This window comes from Photorhabdus temperata (assembly GCF_025384845.1).
Taxonomy (GTDB): domain Bacteria; phylum Pseudomonadota; class Gammaproteobacteria; order Enterobacterales; family Enterobacteriaceae; genus Photorhabdus; species Photorhabdus temperata.
Genome location: NZ_JAJAFX010000018.1, coordinates 15,616 through 29,529, shown reverse-complemented (window position 1 = coordinate 29,529; position 13,914 = coordinate 15,616). Strand labels below are relative to the sequence as shown.

Genomic DNA, 13,914 nt, shown 5'->3' with positions numbered 1-13,914 from the left:
TGTCTATGACATATCCAGTCATTAAGCAAGTAAGGCTTCCAAACCAGCGGTCACCGCCTCCATACGGTGACCACCTGAGTGCTCAATCACATAACGCTTGCCTACCTGAGAAGAGGCATCCAGGCCCCAAATACCATGTTCGGCCTTCTGACTCAGCGGATCGCTACTGGTATTGATGTGAGTGACGTTGGCACTATCCAACTTGTCGGCCAGCCGATCCCGCAATCCTACATGCAATCCCATGCTGTTGAATGCGGTGACCTTAATCCCATGTTTGATGCCCGCATATTGCGCCAACCCACCGCCTAAAGAGTGGCCCAGAACCTCAACCTTGCCGCTATATTGTTTGGTAAAAGCCTTGACCAAACGGTCAGCATCCTGAAACGCGCTGTCCTTGATCCCTAAAGCCGCTCCAACATCACTCTTCACAGTACCAGGACGCTTAGTTGGTTGGGTGCCCACAAAGGAAAGCACCATGGTATCGTCACGCTTATAAACAGCAACCTTGAGCGCAGACCAAGCATCCCCCTCGAGGATTAAAGGCTCATTCTCCCCCTTGCCAAGGCGAACATGCAGGGTTAACTCACTGCCAGTCCCGCCACTACCATCCTCCCGGCGAGCCAATATTGAGGATGGGATATCAGCCAAGGTGGCATGACTGTAACCTGCCGGCATATCCCGATAACTACTGGAGCAGCTGACTCTCGCCAATTGGGCCGCATCCATCACCGCCCGGGCTCCCACAGCATTCAACGGCTCTTGCTCTGCTTTAGCCACAAACGTTGGTTTGACAAGCACCTTGGCAGTATTCACCAATTGTTCAGCATGGGTTCCAGCTTGCAGACGATCAGACGCGCCAAGCGGTAGATGCGAAATTCCCTTCATGCCCGCGCCAGCCAGCCCCAGAGCAGAAGATGCCAGCAAACGCCCCGTGGATTCCGCCAAGTTTTTAACGCCTGCAACACCGACCGAAATTGCGCCACTCGTTACGCTACTGGCACCGCCAGTAATATTGGCTAATCCTTTGATAATAGCCCCGGTCCAGTAACGCGCCTTACCTTTAGCGCTCTGTGCATGGGAGTCGTGTCCTCCCTGTATAGCAGTGCCAATCTTGCGAGCTGGGGCGCTCAGGGTCAGATATTTCAGTGTGGTAGTCAGCACCTTGCCCGGTGACACCTGAGTACCAAGAGCAGTACTGGTGTAATGGGCGGCAAGATGATGATGAACATTGTTATTACGAGATGGTGTCTGTACTTCCCCATTCGAGAGGGACGACAATGCAGTGGCGCTGGGAGTGTGCCCAAGACCTTGAATAGACATCTTATTCTCCTTTGTTATTAAGATGACTGCCAATCAGCATACGATAGCTGAACCTGGTAATGGATGCTGTGCAGATACTCCGTTCTGCTGGGAGTTGATCACCTGAAACTGGGCCTGCAAATTGATCCCAAGATCGAGAAACTCACCCAGAGTCTGCATAAATGCAGTTTCATCGAACATCTCGATCAACGCAGAGAAGCTCAACACCAGATAATTGGTACGACTGTCCAAGCTGATCTGACTGCCACCCGTGGTGAGACCGAACATATTCAGTTCAAGGGCAGCCCGGGTCAGCATCAACTGGCCCGGTTCATCTGCCGGTAATCGCAACAAAGGAATATAGATATAAAATGCCTGAACATCGTCGTTATCCGGCACTTCAATGACGCACTCTCCACCCTGGCCGAAAGGTACTGTACAGTGACCATCACTGCCGAGGCTCAAAGCCACGCCTTGGCGTTCACCAACAAGGCGCAACCATTCCGATACTGTCTGTTGATATGTTTTCACTATGACGTTCTCCGCTCGTTATCCCTTGCGAACGGAAGGGTTTCGCACGCAAACAGGAAGTGGGAATATGTTAACAATCACTGACAAGCCATGATTTATCCGTAGGGAGAAGTTTTTTATATCGACGTCGAAATAGCGACTTATCGGCAGTTGGCTTGCACCAAGAAAAGTTATATCAACAACAGTGTCTCCCTCGGAAACCTGCATGGATTTACCTCACTTTCTTTCCCCAAAATAAATGAGAATTTCAGATAGAAAAATGGCATTGGTCACTCGATAGACGATGCCAAAAGCAATTCCCCGACCTGGTGCTTGAGTCGGTTTATAGCGACCTGATTAAACAGGATAAAAGTACCGTTTTTTATCCGTCTGGGACGATGATGGGCACGGTTCCAGTGGGGGAAGAAAAAACTGCTCCAACCCTATTCTAGAAAGGTTAGCTATATTCCATTACAGAACAATAAATTCCTTTTTGTCATTTCATAACCTTATCACCGACTCATATATTCATTCGAAACAGTTTCATTACTTATAAATATTTCACTGGATACAAAGGGCAATTGTGGATTACTTACCGATATTTGTTGAGTTAAAAGGGCGGCTTGTATTACTTGTCGGTGGTGGAGATGTAGCCGCACGTAAGGCGACTCTACTACTACGGGCAGGTGCATTATTACAGGTTGTAACGCCTGAATTATGCTCTGAATTACAACAGCGTTATCAAGCTGGTGAACTGGAATGGTATAAGAGAGAATTCCAGCCTGAATATCTTGATGGCATTTTTCTGGTGATTGCAGCGACTGATGATCACATTCTAAACCATCAGGTATTTACCGAGGCGGATAAGCGCGGTGTTTTGGTCAATGTCGTTGATGATCAATCCCATTGCTCATTTATTTTTCCATCAATTATCGATCGTTCTCCTGTTTTAGTGGCGATTTCATCGGCAGGAAAAGCGCCGGTATTGGCGCGTTTAATACGGGAAAAACTGGAAGCGTTATTGCCTTCCAGTCTTGGCGCAATGGCGAAAATTGCCGGGAATTGGCGTGAGCGGGTGAAACAGCGATTAACTTCCATGCGTCAGCGTCGTTCTTTTTGGGAACAGGCTTTTAATGGTCGTTTCGCTATGTTGGTTGCAAATGGTCAGATCCAACAGGCGGAAGAACAGCTTGAACAACAACTGGAACAGCCTGATTCACCGGGAGAATTGGCTCTGGTCGGTGCAGGCCCAGGCGATCCGGGATTACTGACATTGCGAGGGTTACAGGTTATTCAGCAGGCTGATGTGGTGCTTTATGATCATCTGGTCAGCAGCGAAGTGCTGGATCTGGTTCGCCGGGATGCAGATAAAATTTGCGTTGGTAAAAGAGCCGGTAATCACTCCGTTTCTCAGGAAGAAACTAACCAATTGATAGTGAAATTTGCCAGACAAGGGAAAAAAGTGGTTCGCCTTAAAGGCGGTGATCCCTTTATTTTTGGCCGTGGTGGTGAAGAGTTACAAGTTGCGGCATCAGCAGGTATTCCTTTTCAAGTCGTACCGGGAATTACCGCCGCTATTGGAGCGACTGCTTACGCGGGAATTCCGCTGACTCACCGGGAACACTCGCAGAGTATCACTTTTATTACAGGTCATTGCCGGGAAAATGGTAATGACCTGGATTGGCAGGCTTTGGCCAAAGGCAATCAGACTCTGGCGATTTATATGGGGACGGTGAAAGCCGCCTTGATAAGTCATCAATTAATTTTACATGGGCGGGCAGAAGATACACCCGTAGCTGTTATCGGTTGTGGTACTCGTCCAGAGCAGCAAGTGTTGACAGGCACTTTGCTGGAACTGGAACAGTTGGCACAGCAGGCACCGTCACCGGCGTTACTGGTAGTGGGGGAGGTAGCTCAACTCCACCATCAGATAGCCTGGTTTGGGCAACAACCTATTGCCAGGATAAGCCGTCCGGCAGTAGTCGATTTTGCATAAGGAGTGGTAATGGACGAGAAAAAATTGACACACTTGCAGCAACTTGAAGCTGAAAGTATCCATATTATACGGGAAGTGGCCGCAGAGTTTGAAAATCCAGTAATGCTTTACTCTATTGGTAAAGATTCTTCAGTCATGCTTCATCTTGCGCGCAAGGCGTTCTATCCGGGAACCTTACCATTTCCTTTGCTGCACGTGGATACGGGCTGGAAATTCCGCGAAATGTACGAGTTTCGTGATCGTACCGCCAAGAATTACGGTTTTGAACTTCTGGTATATCGCAACGCACAAGGGGAAGCGATAGGAATAAACCCATTTGTGCATGGTAGCGCTAAACATACCGACATCATGAAAACGGAAGGGTTAAAACAGGCACTGGATAAATATGGTTTTGATGCGGCTTTCGGTGGTGCCCGGCGTGATGAAGAAAAATCACGAGCCAAAGAGCGTATTTATTCATTCCGTGATCGCTCACATCGTTGGGATCCTAAAAACCAACGTCCTGAATTGTGGCGCAATTACAACGGTCAGATTAACAAAGGTGAAAGCATTCGCGTATTCCCGCTTTCCAACTGGACTGAACTGGATGTTTGGCAATACATCTACCTGGAGCAAATTGATATCGTTCCTCTCTATTTTGCTAAACCGCGTCCGATAATAGAGCGTGATGGCACGTTGATTATGGTTGATGACAACCGGATCGATTTGAAACCTGGCGAAGTTATCAGTCAACGCAAAGTTCGTTTCCGTACTCTTGGTTGCTGGCCGCTGACGGGGGCCGTGAGATCTGATGCTGAAACATTGCCGGAAATTATTGAAGAGATGCTGATATCCACGACAAGTGAGCGGCAAGGGCGGCTGATTGACAGTGATCAATCTGCTTCTATGGAACTGAAAAAACGTCAGGGTTATTTCTAAGGAGAACAACCATGTCCGCACTTGCACAAAATGAAGCTATTGCTGATCAAATTAAACAACAGGGTGGTGTGGAAGCCTATCTGCGTGCTCAACAGGATAAGGGATTATTGCGTTTCCTGACTTGTGGCAGCGTCGATGATGGCAAAAGTACCCTGATTGGCCGTCTGTTACATGATACCCGTCAGATCTACGAAGATCAGCTTTCAACATTGCAGAATGACAGTAAACGAATCGGTACTCAGGGTGAAAAATTGGATTTGGCTTTGCTGGTGGATGGTCTCGCCGCAGAGCGCGAACAAGGCATCACCATTGATGTTGCTTATCGCTATTTTTCCACCGAAAAACGCAAATTTATTATTGCCGACACGCCGGGACATGAACAGTACACGCGTAATATGGCGACAGGTGCATCGACCTGCGATCTTTCGATTCTGTTGATTGATGCCCGTAAAGGTGTTCAGGAGCAGACCCGTCGTCACAGTTTTATCAGTACCTTGCTGGGGATCCGCCACTTGGTGGTTGCTGTGAATAAAATGGATCTGATGGGATACAGGCAGCAAGTTTTTGACCTGATCAAACAAGATTATTTGAGCTTTGCCGCTCAGTTGCCGACAGATTTGAAAATTTATTTTGTGCCGATCTCTGCACTTGATGGCGATAACATTGTCACCAGAAGTACCAATATGGTCTGGTATGAAGGACCTGCGTTGTTGGATATTCTTGAAACCGCAGATGTAAAGAAAGAAGCTTCGAAGCAGTTACTGCGCTTCCCGGTACAGTATGTCAGCCGGCCTGATCTCGATTTTCGTGGTTACAGCGGCACACTTTCATCTGGGATTTTACGCAACGGGCAGAAAATTAAAGTCATGCCATCTGGTGTAACCTCGCAAGTAGAGCGGATCGTGACTTTTGATGGTGATTTGGATTTTGCTGTCCCCGGTGAAGCAATTACCGTGGTGCTGAAAGATGAAATTGATATCAGCCGGGGCGATCTCCTGATTTCTGCTGATGATGAGATGACGGTTACCCGACATGCTTTGGTAGATGTCGTGTGGATGTCTGAACAGCCCTTGGTGCAGGGACAAAATCTTGATATCAAAGTGGCAGGTAAAAAGAGCCGTGGGAAAGTTGAGAATATCCAGTATCAGGTGGATATTACGAATCTGACACAACGGGTAGCTGTTGATTTACCATTGAATGCCATCGGCTCAGTGGAGTTTTCTTTTGAAGAGCCATTAATGCTCGATAGTTATCAGCAAAATAGTGACACTGGCGGCATTATCTTTATTGATCGGCTGACTAATGTCACGGTTGGTGCTGGTTTGGTACGTGAAATTCAGACAGGTGTTTATGAAGGGCCAAAAGAATTCAGCGAATTTGAACTGGAGTTGAACCGGTTGATTCGCCGCCATTTCCCCCATTGGGGGGCCAGAGATTTATTGGGAGGTAAATAAATTGGCAGAAGGAATTGAAAATTTGGCGTCAGAAAATGTTGTCTGGCATAGATATCAACTGACCAGAGAACGACGGGAAGCTGAAAATGGGCATCCCGCATTGGTTATTTGGTTCACTGGTTTATCTGGTTCAGGTAAATCCACGGTGGCTGGAGCTTTAGAACAGGCCCTGTTTCAACGGGGAATAAAAACGTATCTGCTTGATGGTGATAACTTGCGTCATGGCCTTTGCAGTGATTTGGGTTTCTCAGAACAAGACAGACAGGAAAATATCCGCCGTGTGGGTGAAGTTGCCAATCTGATGGTAGATGCGGGTTTAGTTGTACTGACCGCTTTTATTTCCCCTCATAAAGCAGAGAGGCAAAAAGTTCGTGAATTGCTGGAACCAAGGCAATTTATTGAAGTTTTTGTCGATACACCATTGGAAATTTGCGAATCCCGTGATCCTAAAGGATTGTACAAAAAAGCCCGTGCGGGTGAAATCCGTCATTTCACGGGGATTGGTTCAGCCTATGAGATTCCCGATAACCCGGAAATTTATCTTTCAGGTCAACAACCTATTGAAGCATCAGTGGAACAGTTGCTGGCGGAATTGAAAAAGAACGGCATTATACGTTCAGGGATTAATGACCTATAACATCAACATAAGCACCTTATTGAATCTTCATTGATGTGCTTATGTCATGACTTTATCCTCAACTATTTTTCCCCCATCCTGTTTTGTGATAGTAGCGTCACTCTTTGAGTTATGGGATGATTGACAGATATTTCAGGGGGCGGAAATGGGTAAGCTGACGCTACTATTAGTGGTTTTACTCGGATGGTTACAGTATTCACTGTGGCTTGGTAAAAACGGTATTCATGATTATGTACGGGTTAAGAATGATGTTGCTATGGAAAAGAGCAAAAACAGCAAACTTAAAGTGCGTAACGATCAGTTATCGGCGGAAATTGACGATCTTACAGGCGGGCAGGAAGCCATTGAAGAGCGCTCCCGTAATGAATTGGGTATGATCAAACCAGGTGAAACTTTCTATCGTTTAATCACTGATAAATCTAAAGAAAATACTTCACGTCCCTCGACTCCAAATAATACTCAATAATTAAAATGAACGATCTATTATTGCATTCCTGTGCTGATATTATTGCTTTGGTACCCGCAGCGGGCATTGGTAGCCGAATGAATTCGGATTGCCCAAAGCAATATCTGTCTATTGCCGGAAAAGCTGTTATTGAACACACTCTGGCTGCACTACTTGATCATCCCCGCATTCAGCGCGTTGTGGTTGTTTTAAATCCGGCTGATACACAGTTTCAATCTCTTGAGGTTGCATCAGATCCACGTATTACGACGGTAATCGGTGGGAAGCAGCGAGCAGATTCTGTATTGGCTGGTTTAAATCATCTGGTTAATTTGGCCGGGAATGATAATCGCTGGGTTTTAGTGCATGATGCGGCCCGCCCTTGTTTACACCGTGACGATCTTGAACATTTGCTACAATTGGCAGAAGCGGATGAACAGGGAAATATGTCATGTGGTGGTATTCTGGCATCTCCGGTCAGCGATACGATAAAACGTGGACGTGTTGGTCAGGTTATTGACCATACGGTAGAGCGCCAAGATCTCTGGCATGCGCTAACACCGCAGTTTTTTCCACTGATGTTACTGAGGGATAGCTTATCAAAAGCATTGTTACAACACGCTAATATCACTGACGAAGCTTCTGCACTGGAATATTGCGGCTATCAACCGGTATTGGTTAACGGGCGTTCGGACAATATAAAAATCACACGCCCCGAGGATTTGGCATTGGCAGAATTTTATCTGTCCAGAAAATGAAGGAACAGACATCATGAGAATCGGACACGGTTTCGATGTGCATAAATTTGGTGGTGAAGGGCCGATTATTATCGGTGGTGTCCGTATCCCTTATGAACAAGGGCTATTGGCGCACTCCGATGGTGATGTTGCTCTCCATGCAGCGACTGACGCCTTGTTAGGGGCGGCGGCATTGGGTGATATCGGGAAATTGTTCCCGGATACTGATCCGGCATTTAAAGGTGTGGATAGCCGTAAGTTATTGCGTGAAGCTTATCGTCGTATCAGAGAAAAGGGTTATCGGATCGGTAATTTGGATATTACGATTATTGCTCAGGCACCAAAAATGCTGCCGCATGTCCCGCAAATGAGAGTCAATCTGGCGGAAGATCTGCAATGTCACATTGATGATATCAATGTTAAAGCCACAACGACCGAAAAATTGGGATTTGTTGGACGTAAAGAAGGTATTGCTTGCGAAGCGGTGGCTTTGCTGGTTAAGGAATAATTGATGGTATTAGCTGAATTAAATTGGCTGTATGGGCAACCGGAAGCGACGGGGATATTAAAAGCTTCACCGGAAGATTTTATCGTCTGCGAAGATTTAGGTTTTTCTCCTGATGGGGAAGGTGAGCACTTGATGGTGCATATCCGTAAAACGGGTTGTAATACTCAATTTGTTGCCGAGAACCTCGCCCGTTTCGCTGGTATACCGCCTAGATCGGTCAGTTATGCAGGTTTAAAAGACCGCAACGCAGTGACAGAACAATGGTTTTGCTTACACTTACCCGGTAAACAGGATCCTGATTTTGCATCGTTTCAGCTTGAAGGATGTGAGGTTCTGGCGACAGATCGTCAGAAACGTAAACTGCGCATTGGAGCACTGAAAGGAAATTCATTTACTCTAATTTTGCGGGAAATCAGTCATCACCAGTTTGTTGAAAACCGATTACAACTGATTCAACAAGGTGGGGTTGCTAACTATTTTGGTGAACAACGTTTCGGGCGGGATGGGCAGAATCTGGTACAGGCGCAACGCTGGGCGAATAATGAAATCCGGGTAAAAGAGAGAAATAAACGCAGCTTTTATCTTTCAGCCAGTCGCAGTGCTATGTTTAATGCGGTGGCGAGTGCGCGGATTGCTGTTAAACAACAGCAACAGGTCATTAATGGCGACGCCTTACAATTAACGGGGCGTGGTAGTTGGTTTGTTGCCGGCGAAGCCGAGTTGCCTGTATTGCAGCAGCGGGTCATCGACGGAGAACTACAGATAACCGCGCCACTGCCAGGCAGTGGTGAATTGGGAACACTGCATCAATCTGAGGATTTTGAACGGCAATATTTGCAGCCTTATGAATCATTGTGGGAACTTATCAAACGGGAAAGAGTGGATTGTACCCGCAGGGCTATTCTGGTTCAGCCCCAGGATCTGCGTTGGGAATGGCCGGATAATAGCACGGTAAAGATCAGTTTCTGGCTGCCAGCCGGCAGTTTTGCTACTAGTGTGGTCAGGGAAATCATCAATCAGGATCAAAATAATGTTACGAATATTGCTGAGTAATGATGATGGTGTCACCGCACCAGGTATTCAGGTTTTGGCGACAACATTGCGGGAAAGCTATCATGTGCAGATTGTTGCGCCTGATCGTAACCGGAGCGGTGCATCTAATGCATTGACACTTGATCGTTCATTAAGAATTCATACGCTGGATAATGGGGATATCTCGGTGCTGGATGGCACACCAACAGATTGTGTTTATCTCGGTGTTAATCGCTTAGTTCTTCCGCGCCCGGAAATTGTTGTTTCTGGTATTAACCGTGGCCCCAACCTTGGGGATGATGTGATTTACTCAGGTACTGTTGCTGCCGCGATGGAAGGCCGCCACTTGGGATTACCGGCATTGTCCATTTCACTTGATGGCGAATCGTATTACGAAACAGCGGCAGAAATCACACGCCGTTTGTTGCAAATGTTACAAACAGCACCTTTGAGAGCGGGTAATATTCTGAATGTGAATGTGCCTGATCTGCCACTTGATCAAATTAAAGGTTTTCGGGTGACGCGTTGTGGTAGTCGTCATGCCGCGGAAGAGGTCTACTCCATGCAAGATCCGAAAGGAAACATGCTTTACTGGTTGGGGCCGCCGGGAGATAAACATGATGCGGGGCCTGAAACAGATTTTGCAGCTGTAGAACAGGGATATGTCTCTATTACACCATTGCAGATCGATCTGACTGCGTATAAAGCGCAGGAGTTAGTCAGAGACTGGTTAGCTAAAGCTGAGGTTGATGGAGAATGCTAAGTCGGGCAATGAAAAATTTGCTGACACAATTACGCCAGCAGGGAATAGAAGATGAACGTTTACTGGCAGCCATTTCCGCTGTGCCCAGGGAGCGTTTTGTCGATGAAGCATTGGCACATAAAGCGTATGAAAATACGGCTTTACCTATTGGTTATGGGCAAACAATTTCTCAGCCTTACATTGTCGCCCGTATGACTGAACTGCTTCAATTAACACCTGATGCTAAAGTACTGGAAATTGGTACAGGCTCTGGTTATCAGACGGCGATATTAGCTCATTTGGTCAAACATGTTTTTTCGGTAGAACGGATAAAAGGTTTGCAGTGGCAGGCTAAACGCAGATTGAAACAGCTTGATTTACATAATGTCTCAACCCGTCATGGGGATGGTTGGCAAGGATGGCCATCGCGTGGGTTATTTGATGCTATTATCGTGACCGCGGCTCCTCCATATATTCCACAAGAATTGATGCTCCAGCTTGCTGATGGTGGTGTTATGGTCTTGCCCGTTGGTGAACACACACAAATTCTTAAATCTGTGAAACGTCATGGCAATGGTTTTCATAGTGAAGTGATCGAAGCCGTACGCTTTGTGCCCCTTGTACAAGGGGAACTGGCTTAAATTCGTAGTCTATTGCAACTATTTTTCAATTAATGGTTATATTTGCTTTAATAAGCGAAATTATTTTCGTTTTGAAATTTTTGTGGTTATGTATAACCTTTAAGAGTTATTGATCTTTACGCTTATTATTTGCCGTTATGGGGGAAGAAAGTATGAATTCGGGAAGCCCAATGAAGAAAATACAGCGGATTGTAATTTGTTCATTGATGGGAATCTGGTTAGTCGGTTGTACAAATCCACCAACTCGCCCAGCGCCTATCACCAGTATTAATCAGGAGCAAAGCAGGGGTCTCAGTCGTCCGGTAATCTCTTCAGACAGCTCTGCTATATCTACATCTACACCAATGCCATCTTCACCTTCATCAATGAGTGCTAGCGGCAGCAATTCACAAGGGAGAATTATTTATAACCGTGATTATGAAAGTATTCCTAAAGGTAGCTATAACAGCAACACTTATACCGTAAGGCACGGTGATACTCTGTTTTATATTGCGTGGATCACGGGGAGTGATTTTCGTGATCTTGCGAGCAAAAATAATATTTCAGAACCTTATAGCCTGACGGTGGGACAGACTTTGAGGACCAGCGGCGGCGGGATGTTAACCACTTATAGCCATAATCAAATTCAAACAACGCTGGTTGATTCTCAATCAACTAATGCGTATCCTGCAAATTCTGGAAAACAGAAGAGTGTAAAAATGTTGCCACAGGCAACTACGTCAACCGTAAATAATACGTATGTAAAATCACCGACGACAACCGCAAGCAGTGGAAACAGTGCTATCAGCAGTTGGATGTGGCCAGCTAAAGGCAAAGTGATTGAAAATTTCTCTGATACCCAAGGGGGTAACAAAGGGATTGATATTGCCGGCAGCAGTGGTCAGTCAGTATTCGCAACAGCAGGTGGTCGAGTGGTCTACGCCGGAAGCGCCTTACGTGGATATGGAAATCTGATAATTATAAAACATAGCGATGACTACCTGAGTGCCTATGCTCATAACGATACAATGCTGGTTCGTGAGCAACAGGACATCAAGGCGGGGCAAAAAATTGCCACTATGGGTAGCACGGGTACCAGCTCTGTAAGATTACACTTTGAAATTCGTTACAAGGGAAAATCCGTAAACCCGCTGCGTTATCTTCCGCAGCGATAAACTGGGCAGAATGCTGAATTCTGCCTGCATTATCATAGGTAGGGGCAGCTTATGAGCCAAAATACGCTGAAAGTTAACGAGTTGTATGATGATGCGGATTTAGATGAAAGTGGTATTGAAGCTGACGACTTCGATGAGAAATTATTGAAGAATGGTGAGGATGACCTGACTGATCTTGAGAATGATTTAGATGTATTGCAGGGTATGAACCAGCGGGTTCTTGATGCGACACAGCTTTATCTCGGCGAGATTGGTTTTTCTCCTTTGTTAACCGCGGAAGAAGAGGTTTTTTTCGCCAGGCGGGCATTACGTGGTGATGTTCTGGCCCGCCAGAGAATGATCGAGAGTAATCTGCGGTTGGTTGTTAAAATTTCCCGTCGTTACAGTAACAGGGGGTTAGCGCTTCTTGATTTGATTGAAGAAGGCAATCTTGGCCTTATCCGTGCTGTTGAAAAATTTGACCCGGAGCGTGGGTTCAGGTTTTCTACCTATGCAACATGGTGGATTCGGCAAACTATTGAACGGGCGATTATGAATCAAACCCGTACCATTCGGTTGCCAATCCATATTGTTAAAGAACTTAATGTCTACTTGCGTACAGCAAGAGAACTTGCCCATAAATTGGATCATGAACCTAGCCCAGAAGAGATAGCAGAGCAACTGGATAAACCGGTTGATGATGTAAGCCGTATGCTGCGATTGAATGAACGTATCATTTCGGTTGATACCCCCATTAGCAGCGATTCCGATAAAGCGCTATTGGATGTTTTATCGGATGAGAATGAAAGCGGGCCGGAGGGAACAACACAGGAAGACGATATGAAAAAGAGTATCGTCAAATGGCTGTTTGAGTTGAATTCGAAGCAACGTGAAGTATTAGCGCGTCGTTTTGGTCTTTTGGGGTATGAGGCTGAAACGCTGGAAGATGTAGGAAAAGAGATCGGCTTAACAAGGGAAAGAGTGCGTCAGATCCAAGTTGAAGGTTTGCGGCGTTTGAAAGATATTATGCAAACCCAGGGTTTGAATATTGAAGCCTTGTTCCGTACTTAATTGTTGAGTAGTTTAACTACTTGGGTTCTGAAGAACTGTTGTCCGTGTTTTTGCGTTGTTGGCGCTCGGTGTTATTGAGTTCTTCAGTACCCGGTAAAATTATCCTAACCCTGTCTGGGATGATGGTGAATCTTAATCAAGGATTTCTAATGACTCCTTTTTCAAGAGTGAGTTCATCACTCCCACTAGGTAATTCTATCTTTTTTTGTTCGAATATAACTGATATCAACACACCATATTATATCCGCTCTATTGGGATTAAATTCACCTCACCATGCTTTTCGCGGGAAGCCCCTTCCTTTCAAGAAGGGGCCCATTGGCAGCAGGCCGGTTCTACCGCAAGCTGAGCGCCTCGTTAGGCAAAGAGCGTGTTAGACGCGGGCTGGGCGATGCTCAAAACACAACTGAAATATAAAGCGATTGCGCGGTCAGTGGTGTTTGATGTTGTCAACGAAAACTACTCCACCCAGACCTGTTCGTGCTGCGGAGCTATCTCCGACAGCAGTCCGAAAGGTAGAGCGGGTTTGCGAATAAGAGAATGGACATGTGTTGAGTGCGGAGCAACACACAACCGCGACAGAAATGCGGCAATGAACATTCTCGCGGCGGGGCATCGCCGTCTGGTTGCAGGGATCGCCTTCCTTTAGGAAGGGGAGGATGTCAACTGTTTATTATCAGAGTAATCCCGTACCAAACCACAGAGGGTTTTAAAGTTTCATTGTGACTTGCAAAAGCGTTGCGTATTGCGCGGCAACTGAGTATGATAATCGTACCGAACAGCACCATTCAGC

Annotated in this window: 15 protein-coding genes; 13 read left to right on the top strand and 2 right to left on the bottom strand. The window is 46.2% G+C overall.

What is annotated here, in order from left to right; all coding sequences use genetic code 11:
• Window positions 1-21: 21 nt before the first annotated feature.
• Together LGZ99_RS08880 and LGZ99_RS08875 are read right to left on the bottom strand one after the other, a co-directional pair.
• The gene (locus tag LGZ99_RS08880) at window positions 22-1,320 is read right to left on the bottom strand and encodes a Tle-like phospholipase domain-containing protein (protein ID WP_036840228.1); all 1,299 of its coding nucleotides are present in this window, start codon (window positions 1,318-1,320) and stop codon (window positions 22-24) included.
• Between the two features lie 33 nt (window positions 1,321-1,353).
• The gene (locus LGZ99_RS08875; protein ID WP_081858333.1) at window positions 1,354-1,830 is read right to left on the bottom strand and encodes a CesT family type III secretion system chaperone; all 477 of its coding nucleotides are present in this window, start codon (window positions 1,828-1,830) and stop codon (window positions 1,354-1,356) included.
• Window positions 1,831-2,392: 562 nt separating this feature from the next.
• Here LGZ99_RS08875 and cysG point away from each other — a divergent pair.
• The 13 genes from cysG to LGZ99_RS08810 all read left to right on the top strand — a co-directional run bounded on the left by cysG (window position 2,393) and on the right by LGZ99_RS08810 (window position 13,770).
• The gene (gene cysG / locus LGZ99_RS08870) at window positions 2,393-3,805 is read left to right on the top strand and encodes a siroheme synthase CysG (protein ID WP_036841442.1); all 1,413 of its coding nucleotides are present in this window, start codon (window positions 2,393-2,395) and stop codon (window positions 3,803-3,805) included.
• A gap of 9 nt (window positions 3,806-3,814) precedes the next feature.
• Window positions 3,815-4,723: a sulfate adenylyltransferase subunit CysD gene (gene cysD, locus LGZ99_RS08865; RefSeq protein ID WP_262979051.1), complete on the top strand. Its 909-nt coding sequence runs from the start codon at window positions 3,815-3,817 to the stop codon at window positions 4,721-4,723.
• A gap of 11 nt (window positions 4,724-4,734) precedes the next feature.
• Window positions 4,735-6,177, top strand: a complete 1,443-nt coding sequence (cysN, locus tag LGZ99_RS08860) for a sulfate adenylyltransferase subunit CysN (RefSeq protein WP_262979050.1) — start codon at window positions 4,735-4,737, stop codon at window positions 6,175-6,177.
• Window position 6,178: 1 nt separating this feature from the next.
• On the top strand, window positions 6,179-6,814 hold the full coding sequence (gene cysC, locus LGZ99_RS08855) for an adenylyl-sulfate kinase (RefSeq protein WP_262979049.1): 636 nt from the start codon (window positions 6,179-6,181) through the stop codon (window positions 6,812-6,814).
• Between the two features lie 145 nt (window positions 6,815-6,959).
• Complete coding sequence (gene ftsB, locus LGZ99_RS08850) at window positions 6,960-7,280, top strand: cell division protein FtsB (protein WP_262979048.1); 321 nt, start codon at window positions 6,960-6,962, stop codon at window positions 7,278-7,280.
• Between the two features lie 5 nt (window positions 7,281-7,285).
• Entirely contained in the window at window positions 7,286-8,017 is a 732-nt protein-coding gene (ispD, locus tag LGZ99_RS08845; RefSeq protein ID WP_262979047.1) for a 2-C-methyl-D-erythritol 4-phosphate cytidylyltransferase, read from the top strand.
• A gap of 13 nt (window positions 8,018-8,030) precedes the next feature.
• Window positions 8,031-8,504, top strand: coding sequence for a 2-C-methyl-D-erythritol 2,4-cyclodiphosphate synthase (gene ispF / locus LGZ99_RS08840; protein WP_036841446.1), 474 nt, complete (start codon window positions 8,031-8,033; stop codon window positions 8,502-8,504).
• Between the two features lie 3 nt (window positions 8,505-8,507).
• Complete coding sequence (gene truD, locus LGZ99_RS08835; protein WP_262979046.1) at window positions 8,508-9,557, top strand: tRNA pseudouridine(13) synthase TruD; 1,050 nt, start codon at window positions 8,508-8,510, stop codon at window positions 9,555-9,557.
• Window positions 9,535-10,299 carry a 5'/3'-nucleotidase SurE gene (gene surE, locus LGZ99_RS08830; protein WP_262979045.1) on the top strand — a complete coding sequence of 255 codons (765 nt, stop codon included), beginning with the start codon at window positions 9,535-9,537 and terminating at the stop codon, window positions 10,297-10,299. Before truD ends, surE begins: the two co-directional genes overlap by 23 nt.
• Entirely contained in the window at window positions 10,293-10,919 is a 627-nt protein-coding gene (locus tag LGZ99_RS08825; RefSeq protein ID WP_021323170.1) for a protein-L-isoaspartate(D-aspartate) O-methyltransferase, read from the top strand. Before surE ends, LGZ99_RS08825 begins: the two co-directional genes overlap by 7 nt.
• Before the next feature lie 170 nt (window positions 10,920-11,089).
• Window positions 11,090-12,073, top strand: a complete 984-nt coding sequence (gene nlpD / locus LGZ99_RS08820) for a murein hydrolase activator NlpD (protein ID WP_390894008.1) — start codon at window positions 11,090-11,092, stop codon at window positions 12,071-12,073.
• 51 nt (window positions 12,074-12,124) lie between these two features.
• Window positions 12,125-13,123, top strand: coding sequence for an RNA polymerase sigma factor RpoS (gene rpoS, locus LGZ99_RS08815; protein WP_023044146.1), 999 nt, complete (start codon window positions 12,125-12,127; stop codon window positions 13,121-13,123).
• A 389-nt stretch (window positions 13,124-13,512) separates the two neighbouring features.
• Complete coding sequence (locus LGZ99_RS08810; protein ID WP_243464908.1) at window positions 13,513-13,770, top strand: zinc ribbon domain-containing protein; 258 nt, start codon at window positions 13,513-13,515, stop codon at window positions 13,768-13,770.
• Window positions 13,771-13,914 lie beyond the last annotated feature (144 nt).

Coding starts and splice junctions, on each gene's coding strand:
- LGZ99_RS08880 (WP_036840228.1), bottom strand. CDS start 1,320: ATGTCTATTCAAGGTCTTGGGCACACTCCCAGCGCCACTGCATTGTCG.
- cysD (WP_262979051.1), top strand. CDS start 3,815: ATGGACGAGAAAAAATTGACACACTTGCAGCAACTTGAAGCTGAAAGT.
- cysN (WP_262979050.1), top strand. CDS start 4,735: ATGTCCGCACTTGCACAAAATGAAGCTATTGCTGATCAAATTAAACAA.
- ftsB (WP_262979048.1), top strand. CDS start 6,960: ATGGGTAAGCTGACGCTACTATTAGTGGTTTTACTCGGATGGTTACAG.
- ispD (WP_262979047.1), top strand. CDS start 7,286: ATGAACGATCTATTATTGCATTCCTGTGCTGATATTATTGCTTTGGTA.
- ispF (WP_036841446.1), top strand. CDS start 8,031: ATGAGAATCGGACACGGTTTCGATGTGCATAAATTTGGTGGTGAAGGG.
- truD (WP_262979046.1), top strand. CDS start 8,508: ATGGTATTAGCTGAATTAAATTGGCTGTATGGGCAACCGGAAGCGACG.
- surE (WP_262979045.1), top strand. CDS start 9,535: ATGTTACGAATATTGCTGAGTAATGATGATGGTGTCACCGCACCAGGT.
- LGZ99_RS08825 (WP_021323170.1), top strand. CDS start 10,293: ATGCTAAGTCGGGCAATGAAAAATTTGCTGACACAATTACGCCAGCAG.
- nlpD (WP_390894008.1), top strand. CDS start 11,090: ATGAAGAAAATACAGCGGATTGTAATTTGTTCATTGATGGGAATCTGG.
- rpoS (WP_023044146.1), top strand. CDS start 12,125: ATGAGCCAAAATACGCTGAAAGTTAACGAGTTGTATGATGATGCGGAT.
- LGZ99_RS08810 (WP_243464908.1), top strand. CDS start 13,513: ATGCTCAAAACACAACTGAAATATAAAGCGATTGCGCGGTCAGTGGTG.